Annotated in this window: 25 protein-coding genes; 19 read left to right on the forward strand and 6 right to left on the reverse strand. The window is 66.9% G+C overall.

Annotated features, from left to right (window positions below; genetic code table 11):
• The first annotated feature begins 74 nt into the window (after window positions 1-74).
• Window positions 75-1,367 (forward strand): adenylosuccinate synthase, encoded by a 1,293-nt coding sequence (locus tag DEI88_RS02805; protein ID WP_111011316.1) that lies wholly within the window; start codon window positions 75-77, stop codon window positions 1,365-1,367.
• Between the two features lie 196 nt (window positions 1,368-1,563).
• On the opposite strand, the gene DEI88_RS02810 is transcribed toward DEI88_RS02805, so the two are convergent.
• Complete coding sequence (locus tag DEI88_RS02810) at window positions 1,564-1,929, reverse strand: hypothetical protein (RefSeq protein ID WP_111035462.1); 366 nt, start codon at window positions 1,927-1,929, stop codon at window positions 1,564-1,566.
• Between the two features lie 297 nt (window positions 1,930-2,226).
• Here DEI88_RS02810 and DEI88_RS02815 point away from each other — a divergent pair, with 297 nt between their 5' ends.
• Window positions 2,227-2,547 (forward strand): hypothetical protein, encoded by a 321-nt coding sequence (locus tag DEI88_RS02815; RefSeq protein WP_111011314.1) that lies wholly within the window; start codon window positions 2,227-2,229, stop codon window positions 2,545-2,547.
• Window positions 2,548-2,706: 159 nt separating this feature from the next.
• Here the strand turns inward: DEI88_RS02815 and DEI88_RS02820 are convergent, their stop codons facing one another.
• Window positions 2,707-3,375 (reverse strand): TetR family transcriptional regulator, encoded by a 669-nt coding sequence (locus DEI88_RS02820; protein WP_181434605.1) that lies wholly within the window; start codon window positions 3,373-3,375, stop codon window positions 2,707-2,709.
• A 274-nt stretch (window positions 3,376-3,649) separates the two neighbouring features.
• On the opposite strand from DEI88_RS02820, the gene DEI88_RS02825 reads away from it, so the two are divergent.
• Window positions 3,650-3,856, forward strand: coding sequence for a hypothetical protein (locus DEI88_RS02825; protein ID WP_111035464.1), 207 nt, complete (start codon window positions 3,650-3,652; stop codon window positions 3,854-3,856).
• Between the two features lie 69 nt (window positions 3,857-3,925).
• Window positions 3,926-4,123, forward strand: a complete 198-nt coding sequence (locus DEI88_RS02830; protein ID WP_111011311.1) for a hypothetical protein — start codon at window positions 3,926-3,928, stop codon at window positions 4,121-4,123.
• A 34-nt stretch (window positions 4,124-4,157) separates the two neighbouring features.
• On the opposite strand, the gene DEI88_RS02835 is transcribed toward DEI88_RS02830, so the two are convergent.
• Window positions 4,158-4,901, reverse strand: coding sequence for a CPBP family intramembrane glutamic endopeptidase (locus tag DEI88_RS02835; protein ID WP_181436030.1), 744 nt, complete (start codon window positions 4,899-4,901; stop codon window positions 4,158-4,160).
• A 143-nt stretch (window positions 4,902-5,044) separates the two neighbouring features.
• Here DEI88_RS02835 and DEI88_RS02840 point away from each other — a divergent pair, with 143 nt between their 5' ends.
• The 13 genes from DEI88_RS02840 (at window position 5,045) to DEI88_RS02890 (ending at window position 20,648) form a co-directional block, all read left to right on the forward strand.
• Window positions 5,045-6,478, forward strand: a complete 1,434-nt coding sequence (locus tag DEI88_RS02840) for a tyrosine-protein kinase domain-containing protein (RefSeq protein ID WP_111012280.1) — start codon at window positions 5,045-5,047, stop codon at window positions 6,476-6,478.
• On the forward strand, window positions 6,478-7,080 hold the full coding sequence (locus DEI88_RS02845; protein WP_111072718.1) for an arsenate reductase/protein-tyrosine-phosphatase family protein: 603 nt from the start codon (window positions 6,478-6,480) through the stop codon (window positions 7,078-7,080). Before DEI88_RS02840 ends, DEI88_RS02845 begins: the two co-directional genes overlap by 1 nt.
• Window positions 7,077-8,069 (forward strand): hypothetical protein, encoded by a 993-nt coding sequence (locus DEI88_RS02850; protein WP_111072719.1) that lies wholly within the window; start codon window positions 7,077-7,079, stop codon window positions 8,067-8,069. Before DEI88_RS02845 ends, DEI88_RS02850 begins: the two co-directional genes overlap by 4 nt.
• Before the next feature lie 19 nt (window positions 8,070-8,088).
• On the forward strand, window positions 8,089-9,555 hold the full coding sequence (locus DEI88_RS02855; protein ID WP_111072720.1) for a sugar transferase: 1,467 nt from the start codon (window positions 8,089-8,091) through the stop codon (window positions 9,553-9,555).
• Window position 9,556: 1 nt separating this feature from the next.
• Window positions 9,557-10,657 carry a glycosyltransferase gene (locus DEI88_RS16440; RefSeq protein WP_111035469.1) on the forward strand — a complete coding sequence of 367 codons (1,101 nt, stop codon included), beginning with the start codon at window positions 9,557-9,559 and terminating at the stop codon, window positions 10,655-10,657.
• 62 nt (window positions 10,658-10,719) lie between these two features.
• Entirely contained in the window at window positions 10,720-11,913 is a 1,194-nt protein-coding gene (locus DEI88_RS02860; protein WP_284183585.1) for a lipopolysaccharide biosynthesis protein, read from the forward strand.
• A 293-nt stretch (window positions 11,914-12,206) separates the two neighbouring features.
• A complete protein-coding gene (locus tag DEI88_RS02865) occupies window positions 12,207-13,121 on the forward strand; it encodes a glycosyltransferase (protein WP_181435046.1) in 915 nt (304 codons plus the stop codon).
• Window positions 13,122-13,131: 10 nt separating this feature from the next.
• Window positions 13,132-14,187, forward strand: a complete 1,056-nt coding sequence (locus tag DEI88_RS02870; RefSeq protein WP_111035472.1) for a glycosyltransferase — start codon at window positions 13,132-13,134, stop codon at window positions 14,185-14,187.
• Window positions 14,174-15,568 carry an O-antigen ligase family protein gene (locus DEI88_RS02875; RefSeq protein WP_111072721.1) on the forward strand — a complete coding sequence of 465 codons (1,395 nt, stop codon included), beginning with the start codon at window positions 14,174-14,176 and terminating at the stop codon, window positions 15,566-15,568. Before DEI88_RS02870 ends, DEI88_RS02875 begins: the two co-directional genes overlap by 14 nt.
• A 293-nt stretch (window positions 15,569-15,861) precedes the next feature.
• Window positions 15,862-16,647 carry a glycosyltransferase gene (locus tag DEI88_RS16445; protein ID WP_502866985.1) on the forward strand — a complete coding sequence of 262 codons (786 nt, stop codon included), beginning with the start codon at window positions 15,862-15,864 and terminating at the stop codon, window positions 16,645-16,647.
• Entirely contained in the window at window positions 16,607-17,551 is a 945-nt protein-coding gene (locus DEI88_RS02880) for a glycosyltransferase family protein (protein WP_181435048.1), read from the forward strand. The genes DEI88_RS16445 and DEI88_RS02880 overlap by 41 nt, the downstream gene beginning before the upstream one ends.
• 653 nt (window positions 17,552-18,204) lie before the next feature.
• Entirely contained in the window at window positions 18,205-20,016 is a 1,812-nt protein-coding gene (locus DEI88_RS02885) for a DUF4012 domain-containing protein (protein ID WP_111035475.1), read from the forward strand.
• Between the two features lie 74 nt (window positions 20,017-20,090).
• A complete protein-coding gene (locus DEI88_RS02890; protein WP_111027196.1) occupies window positions 20,091-20,648 on the forward strand; it encodes a sortase in 558 nt (185 codons plus the stop codon).
• A 108-nt stretch (window positions 20,649-20,756) separates the two neighbouring features.
• Here DEI88_RS02890 and DEI88_RS02895 read toward each other — a convergent pair whose 3' ends face one another.
• Window positions 20,757-21,653, reverse strand: a complete 897-nt coding sequence (locus tag DEI88_RS02895) for a VanZ family protein (protein WP_146242787.1) — start codon at window positions 21,651-21,653, stop codon at window positions 20,757-20,759.
• Window positions 21,654-21,770: 117 nt separating this feature from the next.
• Here DEI88_RS02895 and DEI88_RS02900 point away from each other — a divergent pair, with 117 nt between their 5' ends.
• Window positions 21,771-21,920 (forward strand): hypothetical protein, encoded by a 150-nt coding sequence (locus tag DEI88_RS02900; protein ID WP_181435049.1) that lies wholly within the window; start codon window positions 21,771-21,773, stop codon window positions 21,918-21,920.
• Window positions 21,921-21,927: 7 nt separating this feature from the next.
• Here DEI88_RS02900 and DEI88_RS02905 read toward each other — a convergent pair whose 3' ends face one another.
• Window positions 21,928-22,659, reverse strand: coding sequence for an SOS response-associated peptidase (locus tag DEI88_RS02905; protein WP_111035477.1), 732 nt, complete (start codon window positions 22,657-22,659; stop codon window positions 21,928-21,930).
• 174 nt (window positions 22,660-22,833) lie between these two features.
• Here DEI88_RS02905 and DEI88_RS02910 point away from each other — a divergent pair, with 174 nt between their 5' ends.
• On the forward strand, window positions 22,834-23,397 hold the full coding sequence (locus tag DEI88_RS02910) for a DUF3040 domain-containing protein (protein WP_111011288.1): 564 nt from the start codon (window positions 22,834-22,836) through the stop codon (window positions 23,395-23,397).
• A 63-nt stretch (window positions 23,398-23,460) separates the two neighbouring features.
• On the opposite strand, the gene DEI88_RS02915 is transcribed toward DEI88_RS02910, so the two are convergent.
• Window positions 23,461-24,069, reverse strand: a complete 609-nt coding sequence (locus tag DEI88_RS02915; protein ID WP_181434613.1) for a maleylpyruvate isomerase family mycothiol-dependent enzyme — start codon at window positions 24,067-24,069, stop codon at window positions 23,461-23,463.
• Window positions 24,070-24,126: the final 57 nt, after the last annotated feature.

A 24,126-nucleotide genomic window follows, 5' to 3' on the forward strand; every position in this document is an offset into this window, starting at 1 on the left:
GGAGGCCGATAGACTCGGGTGGACCACCGGCCGCTCGGTCGGGCCCGGTCCTCCGCAGACGTGAGGAGAACCACATGCCCGCAGTCGTGATCATCGGAGCCCAGTGGGGGGACGAGGGCAAGGGGAAGGCCACCGACCTCCTCGGCAGCCGCATCGACTACGTCGTCAAGTTCAACGGCGGCAACAACGCCGGGCACACGGTCGTGGTCGACGGACAGAAGTACGCCCTGCATCTGCTGCCCTCGGGCATCCTCACGCCGGGCGTCACGCCGGTCATCGGCAACGGCGTCGTCGTCGACCTCGAGGTCCTGTTCCAGGAGCTCGACGCGCTCCGGGCCCGCGGGGTCGACGTCTCGAAGCTGCGGGTGTCGGCGAACGCCCACGTCATCACGCACTACCACCGGACCATCGACAAGGTGACCGAGCGGTTCCTCGGCAAGCGGCAGATCGGCACGACCGGCCGGGGCATCGGGCCGACCTACGCCGACAAGATCAACCGCGTCGGCATCCGGATCCAGGACATCTTCGACGAGAACATCCTCCGGCAGAAGGTCGAGGCCGCGCTCGAGCAGAAGAACCACCTGCTGGTCAAGGTCTACAACCGCCGGGCGATCGAGGCGGAGGAGGTCGTCGAGTCGCTCCTGTCGTTCGCCGACCGGCTCCGCCCGATGGTGACCGACACGGCGCTCGAGATCCACCGGGCGCTCGAGCGCGGCGACACCGTCCTCTTCGAGGCCGGCCAGGCCACCATGCTCGATGTCGACCACGGCACGTACCCGTTCGTCACGTCGTCCTCCGCCACGGCGGGCGGCGCCGCCACGGGTTCCGGCATCGGTCCCGGCCGCATCGAACGCGTCATCGGCATCGTCAAGGCGTACACGACCCGGGTCGGCGCCGGCCCGTTCCCGACCGAGCTGTTCGACGAGTCGGGGGAGTTCCTCCGTGCGAACGGGTTCGAGTTCGGCACGACGACCGGACGGCCGCGCCGCTGCGGCTGGTACGACGCCCCGATCGCCCGGTACTCGGCTCGGATCAACGGCGTGACGGACTTCGTGCTCACGAAGCTCGACGTCCTGACGGGCCTCGAGACGATCCCGGTCTGTGTCGCGTACGAGGTCGACGGCGAGCGCATGGACGAGGTCCCGGTGTCGCAGTCGGACTTCCACCACGCCGTGCCCGTGTACCAGGAGTTCCCCGGCTGGTCCGAGGACATCTCGGGCGCGCGGAGCTTCGACGACCTGCCGAAGAACGCGCAGGACTACGTGCTCGCGGTCGAGGCGATGTCGGGCGCCCGCATCTCCGCGATCGGGGTCGGCCCCGGCCGTGACGCCATCGTCGTGCGCCACGACCTCCTCGGCGCCGAGTAGCCGACGCCGCGGCGCCCCCTCCGGCCGGCGCCGGCGGCCGGGGCGCCGGCCGAGGCCGGTGGCGCCCCTTCTCTCCCACGAGATCGCAGTCGTTGCCGGTACGACCCCGGTCGAAGCGGCAACGACTGCGATCTCGCGGTTCGGGGGAGCGGCCGGACGCCGGTTGGCCGGTGGCCGGTGGCCGGCCGCCCGGGCGTCAGCGGTAGCCGGCGGCGGCCGCGAACGCCGGCCATCGTGCGGGGGCGGCACCGGGGCGCCCGCGCTCCTGCGCGTCGATCTCGGCCGCCAGCGCTCGGATCGCGGTCACGTGCTCGGGCAGGATCAGGTCCCACGGGGCCGGGAGGCCCGGCTCGAGCAACGCGGACAGGCCCGCATCCTCGGCGCGGTGCAGATCGCGGAGGACGGTGGCGAGGTGGACGTCACGGACGAGGCGGGCGGCACGGAGGTCCTCCAGGACGGCGTCGCACTCGGCTGCGGGGCGTGCGGTCCGGGTCGCGCCGACGAGGCGTTCGAGCAGCGCGCGCTCGTTCCACAGCGCGGCTGACAGGTCTCCGGCGTGCACTCGTCCTCCTGACGGTCGGGGGTGGGAGTCATTCGACCAGGTGTTCCCATCGATCACCAGGGGCCGGGGTGTCGGGAGTCGCAGGTGCCAGGGCCGCCTCGGTGTGACGCGTGTGTACCCCTGTACCCCAACGCGGGGGATAGCGGGAGTCATGCGTGACCCGTGAATCCGGGCCTCGCCTTGCCTGCTGCTCCGAGGATCCCGGGAGATCACGGGCTCGACTGGCGCGCTCGGACCCGTGGTTCGTACGGTGGAGGAGTACCGCAGACGTACCCCGAAGGAAAGCGAGGCCGCGACATGAGCATGACCATCTCCCACTCCGACGTCACCCTGGACACGGACACCGTGGACACCATCGCGATCCTCGAGGCGGAAGCCGCAGCCGCCGGCCAGGTGACCCGCGCGCAGATCACGTGGACCGAGGCGGACAAGGGCCTCTGGGTCGCGAGCTACGGCGGCTACTACGGCGGCACGGTCGACAAGCAGGGCGCCCACTACTTCGCGTCGGACACCTTCGGCCAGTACATCGGCGACTACGCCTCGCTCGAGGACGCCCAGGCCAAGCTCTCGGAGCACCTGCACCTCATGCTCCCGAACGTCATCCGCCCGATCCGCTGAGCTCGAGCGCTCCACGATCGACGGCCTCGCGCCCTCGCTGCTCCGGCAGCGGGGGCGTTCGTCGTCCCGGCCGGTGGTGCGGTCGGCGGTCGCGCGGACGGGTGGTCCTGCGGTCGTGCGACCGCCCGTCCGCGGTCGGGCCGCAGTCGGATCGGCGCGTCAGGCGGGGGGCGCGGCGTCCACCGCGCCGACCTGCTCGAGCACGGCGTCGACGTCCGTCACGCCGACCCCGGCCAGGAGGTCCGCCCACAGCGCCCGGAGTGCCGCTTCGGTGTCGATGGCCTGGAGTCCGCGGCTCTCGGCGTCGAACACACCGAAGCTCGCGTTGAGCAGCCGTCGCGCGAGTTCCTCGGCGGGGCGGTCGGACGGGATCCGTCCGGCGTCGATGTCGATCTGGAACTGTTCAGCCACGTACGCCCGCCACGGCACCGTCGAGCGCGGCAGGGTGATCCCGTTCGCACGCTGGTCGGCCAGGAGGCGCACTGCGGCGAGTGCGCTCGGGTGCTCGCGCGCGTCGAGCGCCGCCGTCATGAGGAGGCGCAGCAACCGGCCGAGTCCGGGCGGCGTCGCCTGCTCGACCTCCGCCCGCATCGAGGCCCACGTCTCCTGCTGCTGCCGGACGATCGCCTCGGCGATCTGCTGCTTCGAAGCGAACTGGTGGTGCCCCACGGCTGACTTCGGCTTGCCCATGGCCGCTGCGATGCTCGCGATGCTCGTGCCGGCGTAGCCCCGGGTCGCGAACTCCGTCGCGGCGGCGCGCAGGATCGCGGCACGGGTGTTCGCCTTCTGCTCCTGACGGTGGTTGGTCGTCGATCGCTGGTCGTGCATCGCATCACCGTATCCGGATCGGCGAGCAGAGCGGCGAGGACCCTGCGGCACCGCCCGGCCGCCACCGGCCGGTTCGCCAGACGAACGACTTGTGGAACGTGTCCGAACCAGGCAACATGTGTCGCACCTCGCTCCGCGCCGGTTTCGGGTCTGCGCTCGGGGTAGAGGACACCCGTCCGGGGCGGTGGTCGAGGAGCGCTTCCCGGTTCCTCGTTGGAGTACCACGGTGTCGCCGCTCCGGACGAGGTGGTCGGGGACCAGGGGGAATCGATCCATGCCGGACGAGACACAGCCGACGAGCGATGGCGGGCAGCCGCGGCCCCACGTCGAGACGTTCCACCAGCTCCACGACGGCACGCCGATCCTGCTCGCCTGCTTCTGCGAGCGCGGCGAGGACCACGTGACGGTGCCGGCGGGTGCTGGGCTGGTCCCGCAGCCGCACTGGCGGGCGCCGCGTCGCCCCGTCCGCACTAGCCCCTGAGGGCATCTCGGGTTATTCTTCGGCTACCCGAAATCCCGAATCCGCTTGGTTCCTACCCGAAAGGCCACCATGCAACCCGTCTACAACCGCGCCCAGAATCGCTACTCCCGTACGCAGATCCGGCACATGCAGCACACCGCGCAGCGCGACCGCTACGGCCGCTTCCGCGCGACCTGGCACCAGTGGGCCACGCTCGGCGTCGTCACGGCGTCGTCGGTCTCACTCGTGTGGCTGGCGTACGAGCACGTGCACCCGGTCATCCACTGATCGAGCGCCCATGCTCACCGCATCGCGGTCGTGTTCACCGAGGCCAGGTGAGCGCGACCGCGATCGCGTTGAACAGGACGTGCGCGAGGATCGCGCCGCCGAGCCGCTTCGTGACGGCGACGAACGTCCCGAGCAGCAGCCCGAGGACGAACGTGCTCACGAAGGTGACGAACGCCCCCTCGACCGTGGTGTTCGCCACGAGGACGTGCATCGCGGCGAACAGCACCGCGGCACCCACGACGCCCAGGACGGTCGCGAGCCGGAGGTTGCTCCGTCGGTCGTCCTCGCCGCCGATCCGATCGGCGAGCAGTGGCTGCAGTGTGCCGCGGAAGAACAGCTCCTCGATCACGGGCGACAGGATGCACGGGCCGAGCACCGTGAGCGTGAGCACCGCGACCTGGACCCCGCCGCCGAGCACCGGCTGCGGGCTGAGCCCCGTGCTGTCGAACATCGCCAGGTTGAGGAACCCGTCCACGGCCCGCGCCAGGCAGGCGATCGCGATGGCGGGGAAGACGTCGAACACGCTGATCCGGAGGCCCAGGCGATCGACGACCGAGGTCGCGCCGCGGTCGCGCAGGTACCAGAGCACCCCCAGAACGAGGGGCACCCACGACGCCAGGTCCGACAGCAGGAGCTGCACGGGAGCGCTCGGCACCGACCCCCGCTGCACGGCGCTGCTCACGATCCGCTCGAGCACGATCACGATGACCAGCGCGATCCCGAGGGGCAGGAGACTCCGGCGACGCGGCGGAGCGATCGTCGGTTCTTCGGCGCTCATGCACTCACCGTAGGGGTCAGGTCCAGCCCGATGTGCATGACGAACCCGATCCCTCCTCATCGGTATGGCACTATTTCCTCACCGGTGGCTGTCACACGACGCATCAGGAGCATCGGTGACGTCAGTTCGGGGAAGGCTGGAGCGTGGAGCTTCGCGACTACATCACGGTGCTACGCAAGGGCTGGATGATGATCCTCATCCTCGCGCTCGTGGGGGTGGCAGCAGCGGCCGGGTTCTCGATCGCGAAGACGCCGCAGTACGCCGCGTCGGCGCAGGTGTTCGTCTCCACCGAGACGAGCGGCAGCGCGTCCGACCTGGCGCAGGGCAACACGTTCACGCAGCAGCGGGTCGTCACCTACTCGAACCTCGTGAGCACGCCGATCGTGCTCCTGCCGGTCATCGCCAAGCTCCACCTGCACATGACGGCCGAGCAGCTCGCCGGCCTCGTCAGCGCCGACGCCCCGACGAGCACCACGCTCATCACGATCAACGTGACCGACGTCGACCCGGTGCGAGCGGCGGACATCGCGAACGCGACCTCGTCGAGCCTGACGAACGTCGTGCAGAACATCGAGGCGACGGACGCGAACGGCCAGAGCACGGTCAAGCTCACCCGCGTCAAGGAGGCTCAGGTCCCCTCGAAGCCGGTCAGCCCGAACGTGCCGGTCAACATCGTCCTCGGCCTGCTCGTCGGCCTGGCGCTCGGCGTCGGCGTGGCCGTGCTCCGCGAGACGCTCGACAACCGCGTCCGCACCGAGACCGACATCGAGCGCATCAGCACCAAGCCGATCATCGGTGGCATCGCCTTCGACAACAAGGCGGCGACGCGTCCGCTCATCGTGCAGGCCGACCCGCGCAGCCCGCGCGCCGAGTCGTTCCGCACCCTCCGCACGAACCTGCAGTTCCTCGACCTCGACGGCCCGGCGCGCACGTTCGTCATGACGTCGTCGGTCGAATCCGAGGGCAAGAGCACCACCGTCGCGAACCTCGCGATCGCGCTCGACACCGCCGGGTACAAGGTCATCCTCATCGACGCCGACCTGCGCCGGCCGAAGGTCGCGCAGTACATGGACGTCGAGGGCGCCGCGGGTCTGACCGACGTGCTCATCGGCCGCGCCGACCTCGACGACGTCGCCCAGCCCTGGGGTCGCGGTGCGATGCGCGTCATGCCCGCCGGGCCGATCCCGCCGAACCCGTCGGAGCTCCTCGGCTCGCGGAACATGCAGCTGCTCATCGAGCGCCTCGAGCAGGAGTACGACTACATCCTGTTCGACGCGCCCCCGCTCCTCCCGGTCACCGACGCGGCCATCCTGTCGAAGAAGGCGAGCGGCGCGATCGTCGCCGTCGCCTCGGGCAAGACCCACAAGGCGCAGCTCGCCGGCGCCGCGTCGACGCTCGAGAACGTCGGGGCACCGATCGCCGGGTTCGTCCTGACGATGATGCCGACCAAGGGTCCGGGTGCCTACGGCTACGGCCGGTACGGCTACGCGTACGGCTACGGGCTGGACAACGAGGACGAGGCCGAGATCCCCCGCAAGCCCAGCGCCGGCGTCGGTCCGCTGCGGAAAGCGGACTGATGACGACGGGGGAGGGGACCGCCCGTCCGTTCACGATCCTCACCGTCTGCACCGGCAACATCTGCCGGTCTCCGCTGGCGGCGCAGCTGCTCCGCGCGCAGCTCGCCGACCTGCCCGGCATCGTCGTCGCCAGCGCCGGGACCATGGCCGACGACGGCGCGCCGATGGACGTCACCGCCGCCGTGCAGTCGGAACGGCTGGGAGGCGACCCCAGCGACCACCGGTCCCGGTACCTCACGGAGCGCATCGTCGCCGGCGCCGACCTGATCCTGACCGCGGAACGGGCGCACCGCGCCGCCGTGGTGTCGCTGTTGCCGCGGGCGTCGCGGCGGACGTTCACGATCCTCCAGTTCGCGCGGGTGCTGCGCGGGCTCGAGCCCGCGGACCTGGAGGCCGTGACCGACCTGGCCTCGCTCGTCACGACGGTCGCGGCCGCGCGCGGCATGGTGCCGCCGCCGGCCGACCCGGCTGACGACGACGTCGAGGACCCGTACCGGCGGTCGCCCGAGGTCCACGAGCGCGTGGCCGACGTGCTCGCCGGGGCGGTCGGGACCATCACGACCGCGATCCACTCGACGACAGCAGGGGGCAGTCGGGGATGAGCTCGAACGGGGGGAAGGGGCGTCTGGGCTTCGCGGTGTCGCGACAGGCGCTGGTCTGGGTGGCCGCCGTGGTCGTGGTGCTCGTCGTGGTCGACGTGCTCCTGGTGACCGTGGCGCTCGGGCGGACCGCCCCCGGGGACAACGGCCAGGCAGCACCGATCCCGACGTTCAGCAGTGTCCCGGCTGCGACCGCGACCCCCACCGCTCGTCCCTCGGCCTCGGCCAGCGCTACCGCCGACCCGACCCCGTCGGCCACCGGGACCCCGACCGCTGCGGGTGACGGTCAGCGGCGGTTCCTCGTCGCCGTCAGCGCCTCGGAGCTCTGGCGCGCGACGTCCGGGTCGTGCACCGGCGGTGACGCCGTCGTCGAACGGTCGACGGACGGCGGAGCGACCTGGAAGGCGGGATCGACCGCGCAGTACGACGTCCACACCGTCGCCGGGCTCGACGCCGGCAGCGTCAAGACGAGCATCGTCGCCGGCACCGGCGCCAGCTGTGCCGAGACCGCGCTGTCGTCGTACACCGACGGCGAGTACTGGGCCCCGGACGATGCGGCTCTGGTCTCCGACTACGTGACGGCCGACTCGCGCATCCACATGTCGTCGGGCACGTCCGCCTCGCCGTGTGCGTCGCCGACCCAGGTCCTGACGAGCGGCACCACCGCCGCGGTCGTCTGCCCCGGGGTGCTGGCGGTCCGGCAGACCGCCGCCGACGACTGGGTGCAGGTGCCGGTCTCCGGACTCGTCGCGGCCACCCCCACCGACAGCGGGTTCACGGTCGCACGCACCGGCCGCTCGACGTGCGACGGCGTCGAGGTCGACACGCTCACCACGGCGGCCGCCGCCGCGGGGTCGAAGCCGACCCACGCCGGGTGCGCTCCCGCGACGACCACGAGTGGCGCCGTGGCGATCGCCCAGACCGACAGCAGGGTGTCCGTGTGGAGCGGGTCGCAGGTGCTGACGTCGACCGACGGGGGCGCTACGTGGTGACCGGGAGGCGGCGGCGACCATGACCGCGGAACGCGAGACGGCCCTCCAGACCGACGCATCGACGTTGGGCTGGAGTCGTGCGTTCGCGCGCCGTCTGGTGATCACGGACGTCCTCATCCTGGCGTGGGTGGTGTTCGGCGTGCAGATCGCCTGGCTCGGCCTGCGCTCCAACCTCGTGTCGAACGAGAACGACCTGAAGCTCAGCTACACCGGGATCTCGGTGTTCGTGATCGTGGTGTGGACGCTCGCACTCGGCGTCTACGACACCCGGGGCGACCGCGTGATCGGCGTCGGCAGCACCGAGTACCGCCTGGTCGCGGACTCGAGCATCCGCGTCTTCGGTCTGTTCGCGATCGCCGCGTTCCTGCTGCACCTCGAGCTCGCCCGCGGCTACGTGCTCATCGCGTTCCCCATCGGCATCCTGGTGCTGCTGTTCTCGCGGTGGATGTGGCGGCAGTGGCTCATCCTGCAGCGCAAGCAGGGGCGGTACTCCGCCCGCGTGCTGCTCGTGGGCTCACCCGCCAGCGTCCGCCACATCGCCGCGCAGCTCGAGCGCCAACCGGCCGCCGGCTACCGCGTGCTCGGCGCGGCCGTCTCCACCGGACTCGTCGGCGTCCTGCCGGGTACCGACCTGCACTCCTACGGCGGTTTCGACGACCTGCAGCACGCGCTCGACGCGACGCACGCCGACACCGTCGTGATCACCAGCGCGGACGACCTGCCGCCCGAGCGCGTGCGCGAGCTGAGCTGGTCGCTCGAGCCCGGCCAACAGCACCTGGTCGTCGCGCCGAGCCTGACCGACATCGGTGGTCCCCGCATCCACACGCGCCCCGTGCAGGGCCTGCCCCTGATCCACGTCGAGACCCCGACGTACTCGGGCCGCAAGCTCTACACCAAGCGGGTCTTCGACCTGGTGATCGCCGCCGCGCTCGTCATCGTGCTGTCACCCGTGTTCCTGCTGCTCGCGATCGCCGTGAAGGTCACCTCGCCGGGCCCGGTGCTGTTCCTGCAGGAGCGCGTCGGCCTCAACGGCTCGACGTTCCGGATGATCAAGTTCCGGTCGATGGTCGTCGACGCCGAGAGCCGGATCCAGGAGGTCAGCCAGCTCGACCGCGCCGAGGGCAACGACGTGCTGTTCAAGATGCGCAACGACCCCCGCGTGACCCGCGTTGGCTCGTTCATGCGGCGGTACAGCCTGGACGAGCTCCCGCAGCTGTTCAACGTGTTGCTCGGCAACATGTCGCTGGTGGGCCCTCGACCGCCGCTGCAGCGTGAGGTAGATCGGTATGACCCCCGCGTCCATCGACGCTTCCTGGTCAAACCGGGGCTAACGGGTTTGTGGCAGGTGAGTGGTCGCTCCGACTTGTCCTGGGAGGATTCCGTCCGCTTGGATCTCTACTACGTGGAGAACTGGTCCACGACAGGTGACTTGGTAATCCTTTGGAGGACTGTGCGGGCAGTGATTGCATCCCGAGGCGCGTACTGACATGGTCTCAAGGGACAGGCGTGTCCGCATTGCACACGACTACATCAGCCAGAAGGGTGGAGCTGAGCGAGTCGCGCTATCGATAGCGCAGCGGCTCGGAAGCGGAAGCGTTCTTACCGCGTTGTATGAGCCGAACGGATCGTTTCCAGGCTACCGCGACATCTCAATCAGCCCATCCTGGTTGAACAGGTTCAAGTTCTTCCGGAAGGATCCCCGGCGAGCACTTCCGCTCCTGCCCCTAGCGTGGGCGTGGCGGAGGAAAGTGGATGCGGACGCCGTGCTCTGTAGTTCATCGGGTTGGTCGCACGCGATCCGTGTTACTGCCGGTACCGCGAAGGTCGTCTATTGCCATAACCCACCTCGCTGGCTTTACCAACCAGAGGATTATTTTCGCGATCAGCCAGCGGTTGTCCGGAGGTTAGCTCGGCTGTTGACCCCATGGCTGATGAGGTGGGACAAAAAGGCTGCGTCAACTGCAACGACCTACATTGCTAATTCGCGAGCGGTAGCAACTCGAATTCAAGAGGCATACGGGGTAACCCCCTCAATTATTCACCCCCCCATCGATATCGATGAGAACGGAGCACGGAAGCGTGTCGCCGTTCCGAACGATTTCTTCCTCACGGTCGCGAGAGCGCGGGGGTATAAAGGCACGGACATGCTGGTGGACGCCTGGAGCGGGATGCCCGACCTTCCTCTCGTGATCGTGGGTGACTGGCATGCACCGTTGCCGCCGAACGTGATAAGCGTGGGTCGTGTCTCAGATGCAGAAATCCGATGGTTGTACGAGAACGCGAGAGCCTTGGTATCCGTGTCCCGCGAGGACTTCGGGCTGACTCCGCTCGAGGCGAACGCGTTTGGCACGCCTTCACTCGTGCTACGCGCGGGCGGCTTTCTCGACTCGACTTCGGACGGAGTGTCAGGGCGCTTCATTGACGCTGACGACGTGGATAGTATTCGGCAAGCAGTGCGAGGATTCCCTCGACTATGGGACCGGGACGCAATCCGGTCACATGCCCAACGTTTCTCTGTCCGGACGTTCATCGAGCGGCTCGAGTTAGCAGTTGAAGAAGCGGTGCGGCTTCGGAACGAAAGGCCGTGAGAATGCACAAAGTAAAAGCGTATCCGCTTCCACACGTGCTCGGACGTGCCTTCGGTGGCTTCTTGAGCTCGACTGTGCTGACAACTGTCGCTGGCGCGGTCGTCATTCCCGTACTCATCCATGCGGTCGGCGCTTCGACCTGGGCGGGGGTCGCCGTCGCCCAAGCGACCGGGGCCGTAGGCGCGATTTTAATCAACCTTGGCTGGGGTGTGTCGGGACCTGCAGAAGTGGGCACTCTTGACGGTGAAGATCAGCTGGAATACTACCGGCTATCGGTGTTGGTGCGTCTTGCGGTCGCGGTGCCGGTCTCTATCGCGTGTTTCGCCTTGGCTGCTCTGCAACGGGATCAAGAAAGCTTCTCGGTTGGGCTGATCGCCGTGGCGGCTGCGCTGGCGGGTCTCGGAGGACAGTGGTATTTCTACGGAACCTCCGCGCCTCGATCACTACTACTGCTCGACACGCTCCCCCGAACCACGCTTTCGGTGGTCGGCGCTGTCCTTACCTTGCCGACACACTCGGTTGCCCTGTTCGCTGTGGCGCAGGTCCTGGGGGCGATTGTGCCGGTCGCCCTAACCACCCGGCGGCTCGTCGGTTGGCAGGTCTGGCATCGGCGGTCGGGCGTGTCGGACAGTGGAGGCGTGCGGGCACAGTTCTACGGGACCGCTACCGCCCTGTTCGGTAGCGCCTATCTCACGCTGCCGGTTGTGATCATCGCCTATTCGGCGCCGGGTTCGGTCGTCGCATTCGCGCTCGCTGACAGGCTCGCGAGGATCGCACGGCTAGTCATCGCTCCGATGACTCAGACGCTACAGGGGTGGGTTGCTTCAGCAAGGGACCGAGTCTCACGGCGAACCCGTGATCGCTCGAGCCTAGTGACTGCAGCGCTCTGGGGGTTGCTCGTTGCGATCGTCTATGCATCTCTGGCGCGCCCAGTTGGTCAAATCCTCAGCGGGGGAGCGATCGATCTCAGGTTTGGTCTGGTGGTATTCACGGCCGGCACACTTCTGCTCACTGCCGTATCGCAAACTACGGGCACGATCGGGCTTGTGCTGAGCGGGCGCCGTAGCTGGCTGGCAGCTAGCGCGATAGTTGGCGCAATCGTCTCCCTTCCTCTGCTGCTCCTACTTCCTGCCAGGTACGGGGCGAGCGGGGGCGCAATGGCGATTGTCATCGGCGAGGCCGCCGTTCTCGCTGTCCAATTTGTCGGACTCGCGACGGGCGGGAGATCGGCTTCCGGGAAGACCGAGGGTGTGTGAGGATGATTAGGAGGGCGAGCCGCTGGTTCACTGAGGGGGATCCTGAAAGGGCGCTTTTTGTACACCTTAGCCACACTGCTGATCCCGGGGGTGCGGAGCTTGCCCTCATCCGCACGTTGGCATCAGCTCCGTGGAATTGGCGAATACAACTTCCCCGAAACCTTCATGGCGCACAATCACTGTACACGTCACTACTCGAGGCATTCCCGGGGCGTGCGCTTTGGCGGGGTCCTGGACACGGCGCTGGTGCATCGTCGTCACCTCTCAAGGCGCTCGGACTTGCGGTGAGAGTTGTGGCTACGGCACTCGACCTGCTTCTTGACCGTGAGGTCAAAGCTGCTAGTCTCCTGATCGCGAACTCGTCCAGGAACGCGTTGTACGGCGCCCTCGTTGCAATGGCGCGCCGCGTTCCGCTCGTGGTTCATCTTCGCGACCGCGTGGAGAAACCCTTCCTCGGCACGTTCGGCTACTTCGCCATGACGCGTCTTGTCCTACCGGTTGCGGCCGGGGTTGTTTCCAACTCCGAGGCCACACTCGTTACGGCTCGACCCTTTTTGCGAACGAGCACCGCGACCGTTGTGGCCCCCAGCCCGATCGGGTGGTCGGGGCCCGAGCTTCATCCGAAGGTGCTCCAGGAAGCGAGCCGACCGCTGGTTGTCGGGATGATTGCACGGTTGGCCCCATGGAAAGGCCAAGACCTCCTTATACGAGCGTTCGCGTCGGCATTCCCGGCTGAGGACTCCGTCTTGCGTCTCGTTGGCGGTACGTCCTTCGGAGGCGAGCAGTTCGAGAAGGAGCTTCGCGAACTAGCGGCGGAGCTTGGGGTGCAGCATCGGGTGCAGTTAACAGGACATGTCGACGATCCGCTGATTGCCGCTCGCAGTTTAGACATTTGCGTCCAGTACTCGGTCCGCCCGGAGCCGCTAGGTCAAAACGTACTGCAATATCTGGCGCTCGGGAAGGCACTCCTTGTGGCGGACGAGGGTGGGCCAGCGGAGTGGGTGAACGATCGCGTGAACGGGCTGAAGGTGCGTCCTCGCGATTCGGAAGCACTCGCGGCAGCGCTGAGGCTGCTGGTCGGGGATCCGGCCCTGCTAGAGGAGATACGGCGGGGCGCTCGGGAAACACAGGTTCCCACCGACGAGCAAGTCGCCAGCGTTCTCGAGAATTTCTATCGGAAGGTCGCACTGGGTGGTCCGTCGAACTGAACGTAGAGCAATGGCAACGAGATTAGATGTGGTCCACGTTGTGCCGCACGTTCGTCGAGTTGGAAATGGTATCGTAAATGCCGTGGTTGATCTCGCCATAGCACAGGCGAAGGACGGCTACTCGGTCGGGGTGATGAGCGCCGGCGGGGAGTGGAGCGAGCTGCTCAGTTCCTACGGGGTCCTTCACCTGGCACTGCCCTTGGACAGCTGGCGGTCGCCTGGGCAATGGTGGCGGATAATCGCGGCGCTCCGTCGGATGGCTAGAGCAAAACCGCGTATTATTCATACGCACACGCTCGCGGCGCTGGTGCTTACTTTCAGCCTTTCTCGCCAGCCCATCATCCATACCTTACACAACCCCTGGCAGAAAGCTTCTTTCTTAGGCCGGATCTTACCGCGGCGATCAATTTTGCTCTCGGCCTCAGGCGACACCGGTCGAGGGAGAACACGGGTGGTAGTCAATGGCGTGGTGAACAGCCCGCGCTACGGGGAGAGCAATATGGCAGTGGAGCTCGTGTCTCCCTCCGTCGCGACTGTCTGCGGCCTGCACGAGCGGAAAGGAGTGCAGGATCTCATCAGGGCAGTAGCCAAATCACGGGCGTCTTGGCACTTATACATTGTGGGTGAGGGACCCTACCGACGCGAGCTAGAGGTAGAAGCGGAGCGGCTCGATATCGCAGCTCGAGTTCATTTTGTCGGCTTCCAATCAGATCCCGCGCCTTGGATTGCTTCGGCCGACCTGTTCGCACTGGTGAGTCACGCGGAGGGCGGGGCCCTAGTGCTCACCGAAGCCAGGATGGTCGGTGCACCAATCCTTTACACGGCTGTAGGGGACATGAAGTCGATGCTTCGACCGCGGGCAGGACGAGCAGTGGCGCCGGCGGATCCGGGCGGCATCTCGGTAGCACTAGACGAATTCGCGTACGACCGCGGCAAACTGCTGTCCCTTGCTTCGCGTTCGCTGGAGGGGCTCGATTATTACTCAGTCGAACGGGTAAATCGAGACGTCCTGGGGGTTTACCGCGAGATCCGTCCTGACTTGGAGCCAACTCGTGTCCCGCGTTAGGGAGATGGCGGGTGACGCCGTGGTTTGGCTGCTAGGCGCCCTGGCGACTGCAGCACTCGTGGTCGTCGCCTGCGAAGTGGGCCTCGGCCTTAAGTACGTCTTAGTTGCCATCGCGGGTTCCTTTGCCTTTGTGTTAATTTACGTTCGGCCGTCGACCGCCATCCCTTTTTCAATATGGGCATTGTTCTTCGTTTCGGTCTTCCGGCGCGTGCTAGGCGGCGCCGACGGGTACACGCCAAACGATCCGTTGATTCTGGTCCCGACAGTTGTCCTACTTCCGTTGATCCTGAGGCGGCTTGGATCGTCACGCAAATTGCGCACGAGCGCGAAATTCCAGGTCGTTCTGACTCTCGTAGCGCTAATCACGACAGTGCTCGGTCTGATGCAGGGGGCCCAGGCGACGACGGTGGCGCTCGGCTTTGTGCAATTTGTGATACCGATGCTGGCCGTTCTTGTACTTGGGCCACAAGAACTAACGTTGAGCTTCAGGCGTGCGATCGGGCATATTCGGACGGCGGGAGTACTCGCGGCCGCCTACGGTTACGTGCAATACTTCGCCCCGCCGCGTTGGGATCTCAGCTGGTTATCGAGCAGAGCGAGTGTGGTGTCGAGTTTCGGAGTTGCAGCAAAGGGCGAGTTCCGTTTGTTTGGCACGTCGTCGTCCCCCCTCGGTTATGCGACTCTTCTCGCTTTGGTGATATGCTGCTGGCTGCTTGTGAGGGGGAAGGCGCCGTGGTGGGTAAGTGGTCTGGTTGTCGCGTTTGTGGCGGTGCCGTTGTTGTTGACTTCCGTGAGGACAAGTGTCTTTGCACTACTCATGGCCATAATGATTTACGCCCTGTTTCGCAAAGGCCCTCTTGCGTTGCTTGTTCTTGCGCCGATTCCTGTCGTATACGCGGCGCTACCGCTTGTGCTTGGGAGGATCGACCCGCGACTCTCGGCTCGCTTCAGCCTGACTGGACTCCATTCGGACACGTCCCTAGAGGCGCGCGTTCACCTCTTGTCCTCGGAGCTGCTGCGCGCGGTATTCAGTCTCGGGTTGGGACCGGGAGGGAGCACCGACCAGAGCACCGTCGTCGACAACGGCTACCTAGCCGCATTCCTCGATCTGGGATTGCTGGGTGGCGTCACATTCCTTGTTGCCATCGGGTGGGCGCTGATCAAGGCGCTGGGCGCAGCCACTGGTCGCATTGAGGACACCGCGTACAGCGTTGCGATCGTGCTTGTGGTCCTGCTTGTGGTCGCCGAAGCTTCGGCTCCTACTATTCAGGGAGACGTCGGTTTGTTATTTTGGCTCTCGGCGGCGTTCCTAGAAAGCCGGCGTGAAATCGCTCGAAATCCAACTCAGGTGATAAGTTCGCAGCTGGGGGTGGTAACGTGAATCGGACGTCGGGTACGCCTGTTGCAGCCTATCTAGCAGTTCATGATTCTTCTTACCCGCGGAACCGTGCAATTCGTCAGGCCCTCGAGGCTGACGGCTGGCGCGTAGCAATCGTCGAGACGGGTACTGGTAGTTATGTGGCGAAGACACTCCGTCTGATCACCCGGTCTCTGCTTGTCCGTCCCGCGCCTTCAGTGGTGATCCTGTCGGAGTTCTCGGTGCAATTCGGGGCATTGGCATGGTTGGTCTCTCGGGTATTGCGGGTTCCCTTGATAGTCGATTTCTTCGTCGGGATGTACGAGACGAGGGTGGAGGACTATGGGAGGGTAGCTCACGGGTCTATTAAGGCTCGTCTGCTTTGGTTCCTCGATTGGCTGGCGCTTCGACTCGCCGATCAGGCTTTCACAGATACCCCTCCGCGGGCAGCCCGATTTACTGAGCGCTACAAGTCGGCGCGTCGTGTGATTCCGGTTGCTGTCGAGCCGCCAGTGTGGGCGGTTCCTGGGCCGCCTTCCGCTTCAGAGCGCCTCGAGGTACTGTATTACGGAAACTACATTCCTCTGCATGGCCTTGAGTATGTATTCGAAGCAGCAAGACGAGTTGCTAACCCCGAACGGTTCAGCTTTAGGTTTGTTGGCGGCACTGAGGGCCAGCGGTCTGCAGCAATCGACCGGCTTCGAGCAGCGGACGGCAAGCTGAGGGTCGAGTTTATTCCGGATATTCCGGAGTCCCGACTCGCAATGCTGATTGCGGATTCGGATATTGTCCTTGGCGTCTTCGGCACATCACCTAAGGCAGGTGAGGTCGTAGCTAACAAGGTGGTGCAGGGGTTGGCATCAGGGCGAAGAGTACTGACGCGCGAGTCGCTGGCGCTGAGCGAGTTGCAGGAGTTGATGGGTCCACTCCTGATACAAGTGGCGCCCGGTGATCCAGCGGCGATAGCGTCAGCTCTGGAGAATGCTTCAATTTGTCGCCCGTCCCCACCCGAGGTGGAGCGGGTCGCTCGACTGCCACGGGAAGCAGCCCGATTATCTCGCGATGCCCTACTCCGTCGGATACGGGAGCTTGCTGATGGTTGAGACGGAACGGATCGACGGCGCAGCGATCGTCGTGACATACGAGCCCTCAGCTGAAGTCATCCGGGTCCTACTTGGCGAACTGCAGAAGGCTGGTATTCCGACGTTTGTGGTTGATAATTCGTCAGGCGGGGGGGCTGCTGTTGCCCGCGCAGCGGCGTCCCAAGCGGGAGTTCATTATCTCGGAGATGGAATCAACCGGGGTATTGCGTGGGGTCATAACCGGGGTTTGAGAAGCGCTGCTAAGCAAGGATTCGAACGCGTCCTCCTGCTGGATCAAGATAGCGGTGTTGACGCGGCCTTCCTTCGGCTACTCTTCGCTCGAGCAGCGGACGCCTTCGTTACATCCACCACCATCGCTGCGGTGGGGTGCACGGCGGTTGATTATCGGACCGGGCAATCGTTGATCTACCGCGAGGGACGTTATCGGACCTCGCTCGTGAGGCACTCTCCAGTGCTCGATTCGGATTACGAGGCACCGTTCCTACTTGCTTCCGGAACAATAATGCGTGTTGCCGCCTATGAGGCGATTGGAGGCTTTCGGGAGGACTTCTTCATCGACCATGTGGATCGTGAATGGGGTATGAGGGCGCGGAGCCAGGGTTACTCTCTTGTGCAGTTCCTAGATATTACGATGTCGCATACTCTGGGTGACTCGGCTAGCTCGAGCATGCTCACTGGTGCGACCGTGTACCATCATGCGTCGGCGGACCGGGACTATTACCTGAAGAGAAATACGATTTTGATGGCGCGAGGTGGCATTGGTTCGTATTCGTGGCGCGTCGGCGAGTCGTTCAGTGCGGTACTCTCTACGTTCACCTGCCTATTCCGCGACCCGGCTCGCGCAATGTTGATGGTACGCGGTCTGCTGGACGGAGCGCTGGGCAGGGGTGGTCCACTTCCGTAACAATCGAGGCAGCGTGCGGCCGATTGACGAGGACGAGGGTTTGCTGAGGCAGCGTGACGGCCTCCTCCCGAAGAAAGCCGGGCATAGACGCGTCCCGCACGCACGGCCTGAACTTTGCATATGAGCCTCCGCCAAAAGGCAACTTGGTGCTGGTCAGCGTCGCAGCCATATCCTTTGCGGTGCCGAATTGCGTTCGGGTGGCCCTGCTTCTGGCGTGGGTTTCGGGATCGGCCAGGTTCCGTTTCAGTCCGGAAATAACCCGTTGCGCCAGTCCAGACTGGGCGACAACTCATTCAACAGCCGCAGACGTTTTTCCGGGCACGGTCCTAGCGACGCGGCTCTAATGGTTTCGTCGGGCACGGTCTGGGCGAACTGGAGATTCGTTCACGTACTCTGAGTGATGATGCGGAATGGCGCGCCAGCAGGAACGTCCCGGACCCGATCTCACTGCTAGGCGGGAACAACGGCTCGATCCCGCTGGTTTTGTCGTCAGCCCCCGAGAAGCTGGCGACCCCGCGCGACCCCCTTGTCCCCTTGACGCCCGGCGTGGAGAACCATCTGAGTTTGACGACAGTCGTCCGGTTGAAGGCTGAACTTCCGACAAGTCGACAGATTGTGAGTCAGGCGCTGGCTTCGTCCTCTACGCTACAAGCATGTCCGACCTGCCGGAGTCGCGACAGGTGGTGCGGGCTGGGGACTCTCGGGGACGCCGGCGCGTCGTCTGGATCGCGCTTGTCATCGTGTTGCTCTTCGTCGCCGCAGTCGCGTGGGTCGGCGTCCGTGCCTACCTCGCGAAACGGGACCTCGAGGCATCGGTGTCGCTGGTCACGCAACTCAAACACGACGTCAGTTCCGGCGATGGGACTCGGGCGCAACAGTTGGCGAAGGAGCTCGAGCAGCGCGCGGGTGGTGCACGTTCGCTTACGAGCGACCCCATCTGGCGGACCTTCGAGTACACGCCACTAATCGGCGGGAACCTCCGGGTGGTGCGGCAAGTGGCGGGCATCGTTGATGACGTCGCCTCGAACGCGGTGCAGCCGATCGCACCGGTGCTCTCGAGCTTCAACACATCGTCGTTGAGGCCCGTCGACGGCCGTGTCGACCTCGCTCCGTTGGAGCGAGCACAAGCGCCGGTGGCCAGAGCAGCGACGACGCTGCAGCGGGCTCAGCGGGACGCCGAGGCCATCGACACGGCGGACACGGTGTCTCCAGTCGAATCGGCGGTGAACCAGTTGCGGTCCACCCTGCAGTCGGTTGCCGGAGAAGCCGGAGTGGCGAACCGTGCCGTGCAGCTCGCACCCTCGATGCTCGGGGCGCATGGTTCGAAGCAGTATCTGCTGCTCTTCGAGAACAACGCCGAACTCCGCGCTGGCGGCGGGATCTCGGGCGCCATCGCGCTCTTGAGGGCGGACAACGGGTCGATCTCCTTGGAAGGTCAAGCGTCATCCTCGGACTTCACGAAGGCGCCGTCACCGGTGCTGCCGCTGCCGGTCGAGACGCAAGGACTGTACGGCTCGATCACGGGCGAGTACATCCAAGACGTCACGCTCACGCCGCGGTTCTCGAGCTCCTCGAAGCTCGCGCGAGCTATGTGGAAGCAGAAGTATGGCCAAGACGTCGACGGCGTCCTGTCCATTGACCCCGTGACCCTGAGCTACATCCTGAAGGCGACGGGGCCCGTCACGCTCCCGACCGGGGACACGCTCACGTCGTCGAATGCGGTGTCACTCCTGCTCAGTGAGGTGTATGCGCGATACCCCGACAATGCGGAGCAAGACGCCTTCTTCGCTGGTGCCGCGGCCGACGTGTTCGCGAAGGTTTCAAGTGGTCGATTCGACCCAAGCTCCCTGGTCTCGGCGCTCGCCAAGGGGGCGGGCGAAGGCCGCCTCAAACTGTGGAGTGCCGATCCGGCTGAGCAGCTGATCCTCGCGCCGACCGCGATCTCGGGCTCGCTGCCGCGCAGTTCCGCTTCTACCGCGAAGTTCGGCGTCTACCTCAACGACGCCACCGGCGCGAAGATGGACTACTACCTCACGAAGCAGATCGCCGTGGGGAGCAAGGTCTGCCGCGCCGATGGTCGCCCGACCTGGACCGTGCAGGTCACCCTGAAGAACACGGCGCCCGCGGACGCCGCCACGAGCCTTCCCCGGTATGTGACCGGTGGTGGGGGCTTCGGCGTGTCGCCGGGCAACGTCGGAACGAACGTCGCGATCTACGCCCCCAGAACGGGGGTGTTCCTGAGCGCGTCACAGGACGGCAAGGCGGCCAGCCCCCAGACTGCGCTCGACGGCACGTACCCGGTCGTGCAGATCCCAACTCTGCTCTCACCAGGGCAAAGCACCACGCTGACGGTGCAGTTCCTCGGGCCGAAGGCGGCAGCGGGCCACACGGTCGCGGCCGAATCGACCCCGGGCGTTCACCAAACTGTTACACGACCCGTGGACGTCACCTGTGAAAGCCGATAGTTTGATGGAACTTCGCTAATCGAGCGTCCTGCGAGAGGTCAGGCCGCCGTCGCGTTCGAACTAGGGGATCACTCATGAAGAAGACAATCGCGGCGCTGGTGCTCGCCGGCGCAGCCGTCATGGCCGCTCCGATGGCAGCCAACGCCGAGGGCTACGTGCCCGCCAGCAACGTCAGTGTGTCGGGCTCTGTCGTCGCCGGTGGTACGACCATCATCAACTTCGCGCCGGGCTCGTTCGCCGACTCGGAGAACGTCACCATCTCCGTCACGGGTGCTGGTGCCGTCACGATCGGCGCGCTGCCGACGCAGACCGTCACCGCGGTCCGCCAGGCGTCCGCAACCGGCTCGCTCAACGCTCCCATCACGCTGCCCCGCGGTGCCTCGGGCACCTACGAGGTCACCGCGACCGGTGTCACGTCCGGCAACATCGCGACCACGGCCCTCACCGTCGTTCCGGCGGCCGCCACGGGCACGGGCGCCACGGTCACCGCGACCAGCACCGGCACCGGCCTCGCCTTCACGGGTTCGACCGTCCCGACCCTCCTGGTCTGGAGCGCCGGTGGCGCGGTCGTCCTCGGTGGCGCGCTCGTCGGCGTCACGGCGGCCACGCGTCGTCAGCGCAAGAACGTCTGACACCCAGCACCACGCCGAAGCCCCCGAGCCTGCTGGCTCGGGGGCTTCGTCGTTCTCGGACGGTGAGCCGACGTCGGCGAACGCAGGCGGAGGCGCGCGCCCAGCGGTTCAGCCGAGCTGCCGCACCGCGGCCCGCCGCCGCAACCGCGCCAGGACGACGATGCCCACCAGGGTCCCGAGCAACGCCCCGGCCGTGTTCGACAGGACGTCGTCGACGGAGCCGGTCCGCTCGGGCAGGAGCACCGATTGCACGACCTCGATGAACGCACTCGCCACGAACCCGATGGCCACCGGGAGCCACCAGCGCCGGACGCCGATGAGCAGGGCGACGAGGATCCCGAGCGGCACGAAGTACACGATGTTCGCCGTGAACTCGACGGCGGCGTAGCCGATCCACTGCGGCGTGCCGTGCCGGTGTAACCAGTCGAGCACCCGGAACAGGAACCCGTCGCTGCCGGCGTCGACGGGGGAGCCGTGGAACGCGATGAGCATGACGGCCACGACGTACAGGACCATCAGGGCGAGGGCGATCCATCGGCTCCGGCCCGTGGGCCCCTCGGTCTCGTGGCCGCGCAGGGCGGCGAGCGACCGCGCCGCCAGGTCCACGAGGACCCCGAACGCCAGGCCGACGACGCAGCCCAGCGCCACGGAGATCGCGTGGGTGCCGGACAGCAGCCGCAGCGCGGCACCCAGCACGACGACGAGCAGGACGACCACGGCGGCCAGGGCCCACGCGGCGCGGGCACCCAGGCGGGGCAGGAGCACCCGGGCGGCGATCGGCAGCGGCGCCACGACGAGCGACACGGCCATCGCGGCGACGAACCCGCGGTCGAGCTGGAGCGTCCCGTGCCCGACCGACTGCACGGCGAGCAGGACGCGGACCGCGTCTGCTTCGAGCCGCTGCCGCGCGGCACCGCCGATGAGCACGAACGCGCCACTCGCGAGCGCGTACACGCCCAGGAGCACGGCGGCGGCCCCCACCACGAACGGGCGTCGTGCTGTCATGCCGAGCAACGCTACCGGGCGGCCGACGGCCCATCCTGGAGGCGCCCCCACCACGGCCTGAACGGTTCCGTCTCCCCGGACCGGCGTGCGCACATGCATCGCGCCTAGGGTTCGCGCATGTCCGCCAGACCGCGCTCACGACCCAGCTCACCCATCCGCCCGCGCGGCTCGAACGGCCGCGCCAAGTTCCGCTGGTGGCAGTGGGTGCTCGTCGCCGCGCTCGCGGTGGTGGTCGTGGTGCTCGTGGTGGTGGCGCTCACCCGGTGACGGTGGGCTACGCGACCGGCTCGATGAGCTGCGGCCCGGCGTTCCGCACGCTGTTCACCGCGCGGGAGACCTCGTACTGCACCAGGTCGTGCGCGACCTCGTGCGATTCGCGGTCGAGCAGCGCCAGGAGCTGGTCGGGCGACAGGGTGTCGTCGAGCCAGGCGTCGTAGCTGTCCGGGGTCAGGAACGCGGGCATGCGGTCGTGGACCTCGCCGGGGGCGACGTGGGCGTCGCGGGTGATGATCGCCATCGACAGGCGCCACTTGTCCGGGTCGCCCTCGGGCTTGGTCGGGTCCGGCCAGGCGCTCACGACGCCTGCCATCGCCAGGGCGCCGTCGGGCTGGTGGATGTAGTGGGGCTCCTTGCCGGTCTCGGTCAGGACCCACTCGTAGTACCCCTGCGCCGGGACGATGCAGCGGTTGCCCGCGAACGCCGTGCGGAACATGCCCGAGGTCGCGACGGTCTCGATCCGGGCGTTGATCGGCTGGGGCCGCTGCTTCCGGAAGTCCTTGGCCCACGACGGCACGAACCCCCAGTGCACGTCGGGCATCGCCCGCTCGCCGCGGAACTGCCGGACCGCCTGCACGTCGTCCGTCGGGGCGATGTTGTAGTTCTCGACGAGTCCGGTGCTGACGACGCCCGTGTCCTCGTCGACGTGCTCGGTGCGGGACGCGAGCTCACCCACGAGCTCGGGCAACAGGTCAGCGGTGGTGTCGGAGACGACGAATCTGCCACACATGCGACCAGTGTGCCCGAGCGCAGCCAGTGTGCCCGAGTCTGGGCGCGCTCACCGGACAAGGGCAGCGCGCTACCAGATCGGTGTCATATGCTCGCGCATCCGGCACGTTCCTGATGTGCTGGTACCGGCGCGGACCCCGACGTGCCGTCCACGATCCCGAGAGGTACCCGCCTCGTGACCAACGAACACCCCGACGTCCGTCGTCCCTCCGCGCACCACCTCGACGAGGCGGAGCAGGCGGCCGAGGCCGAGCGCGCCATCGCCATCCGCGAGGAATCCGAGCGCGCCGAGGCCGGCCACGCCGGCGAGGCCGCGCTCGTCGTCCCCGTGCCCGAGGAGGACGACGACGACCTCGACGCCGAACTCGCCCCGAGCGGTCCGTCGATCGCCGGGCTCCTCGCCTCTCCCACCCCTCGGACCGCGCAGGCATCCGCCGTGTCGGTGGCGCGGCCGGGCGACGGCGGTGTCCTCCACGATCCCGACCTGCTCGCCGCACCGAACCGCGCCAACGCCCGTCGTGCGACGCGCCGGAACGTGCTCATCGCCTCCATCGGGTTCGTCGTGCTCGGGCTGGTGCTGCTCGTCATCGCGGCGCCGACGCACGCACCGATCTCCGTGCCGATCGTGCTCATCGTCGCCGGACTGCTCGGTGCGGCCCTGTCGCTCGTGCTCCGCCGCGACAGCCGGGAGGACCGGGAGCCGTCCCACGGATCGGCCGAGGGCCGACGCCGACGCTGAGTCGCCGGGTCGGGCCTCCCGGTCGTGTCCCCGCGGCACCCGGAGCGCGCCGTTCCGGCGCGGTCAGACCACCGAGAACCCGTCCGGGAGCGACCCGCGCCCGGTCAGGGCCAGGAGGACCGCCTCGCCGTCGCCGCGCGCGTTGCCGGCCGACACGGCCAGGACCGCGCACGACTCCACCGCGTCCGGCGGGGGCGCGCACGGCACCTCGATCGCGCGTGCGAGGTCGATCGTGTGCACGACGAGCTCGAACACCCGCGTACGCAGGTACTCCTCGAGCGGGATCCCCATCCCGCCGATCGACACGGCACGGTCCGGGGGAGCCGCCTCGATCGCGGCCTTCGCGCGGGCCAGGGCGTCCGTGATCCGCAGGAGCTGCTCGTCCCCGAGCCAGATCCCCGCAGCGATCCCGCGCTGCGTCACGGCGTTCGAGTCCGTGAACTGCTCGTAGACGGTGGCGTAGTACAGCGCCGCGGTCGGGATCGTCACCTCGGCCGGGGGCTCGAGGTGCAGGTACTGCTCGACCGTCAGGAGCGCGCGCGTGGTGTGCCCGACCAGGCTCCGCACGGTCCACTCGCCCAGTGCCGGTCGCTCCCACGCGTCGTGGGGGACCTGCGCGACGACGGCCACGAAGGCATCGGCGGACGAACTGAACTGGGCAACGCTGCTCACCATCACATCGTGGCCGCTCCTTGCGGTGTGCGTCCACCGGATACACGTCAGCGACCG

The sequence above is a fragment of the Curtobacterium sp. MCBD17_003 genome (genome assembly GCF_003234885.2).
GTDB lineage: Bacteria > Actinomycetota > Actinomycetes > Actinomycetales > Microbacteriaceae > Curtobacterium.

What these genes read in the sequence shown, in the direction of transcription:
- DEI88_RS02805 (WP_111011316.1), top strand. Translation starts at nt 75, where the DNA reads ATGCCCGCAGTCGTGATCATCGGAGCCCAGTGGGGGGACGAGGGCAAG.
- DEI88_RS02815 (WP_111011314.1), top strand. Translation starts at nt 2,227, where the DNA reads ATGAGCATGACCATCTCCCACTCCGACGTCACCCTGGACACGGACACC.
- DEI88_RS02820 (WP_181434605.1), bottom strand. Translation starts at nt 3,375, where the DNA reads ATGCACGACCAGCGATCGACGACCAACCACCGTCAGGAGCAGAAGGCG.
- DEI88_RS02825 (WP_111035464.1), top strand. Translation starts at nt 3,650, where the DNA reads ATGCCGGACGAGACACAGCCGACGAGCGATGGCGGGCAGCCGCGGCCC.
- DEI88_RS02830 (WP_111011311.1), top strand. Translation starts at nt 3,926, where the DNA reads ATGCAACCCGTCTACAACCGCGCCCAGAATCGCTACTCCCGTACGCAG.
- DEI88_RS02835 (WP_181436030.1), bottom strand. Translation starts at nt 4,901, where the DNA reads ATGAGCGCCGAAGAACCGACGATCGCTCCGCCGCGTCGCCGGAGTCTC.
- DEI88_RS02845 (WP_111072718.1), top strand. Translation starts at nt 6,478, where the DNA reads ATGACGACGGGGGAGGGGACCGCCCGTCCGTTCACGATCCTCACCGTC.
- DEI88_RS02850 (WP_111072719.1), top strand. Translation starts at nt 7,077, where the DNA reads ATGAGCTCGAACGGGGGGAAGGGGCGTCTGGGCTTCGCGGTGTCGCGA.
- DEI88_RS02855 (WP_111072720.1), top strand. Translation starts at nt 8,089, where the DNA reads ATGACCGCGGAACGCGAGACGGCCCTCCAGACCGACGCATCGACGTTG.
- DEI88_RS16440 (WP_111035469.1), top strand. Translation starts at nt 9,557, where the DNA reads ATGGTCTCAAGGGACAGGCGTGTCCGCATTGCACACGACTACATCAGC.
- DEI88_RS02870 (WP_111035472.1), top strand. Translation starts at nt 13,132, where the DNA reads ATGGCAACGAGATTAGATGTGGTCCACGTTGTGCCGCACGTTCGTCGA.
- DEI88_RS16445 (WP_502866985.1), top strand. Translation starts at nt 15,862, where the DNA reads ATGTACGAGACGAGGGTGGAGGACTATGGGAGGGTAGCTCACGGGTCT.
- DEI88_RS02880 (WP_181435048.1), top strand. Translation starts at nt 16,607, where the DNA reads ATGCCCTACTCCGTCGGATACGGGAGCTTGCTGATGGTTGAGACGGAA.
- DEI88_RS02885 (WP_111035475.1), top strand. Translation starts at nt 18,205, where the DNA reads ATGTCCGACCTGCCGGAGTCGCGACAGGTGGTGCGGGCTGGGGACTCT.
- DEI88_RS02890 (WP_111027196.1), top strand. Translation starts at nt 20,091, where the DNA reads ATGAAGAAGACAATCGCGGCGCTGGTGCTCGCCGGCGCAGCCGTCATG.
- DEI88_RS02895 (WP_146242787.1), bottom strand. Translation starts at nt 21,653, where the DNA reads ATGACAGCACGACGCCCGTTCGTGGTGGGGGCCGCCGCCGTGCTCCTG.
- DEI88_RS02900 (WP_181435049.1), top strand. Translation starts at nt 21,771, where the DNA reads ATGTCCGCCAGACCGCGCTCACGACCCAGCTCACCCATCCGCCCGCGC.
- DEI88_RS02905 (WP_111035477.1), bottom strand. Translation starts at nt 22,659, where the DNA reads ATGTGTGGCAGATTCGTCGTCTCCGACACCACCGCTGACCTGTTGCCC.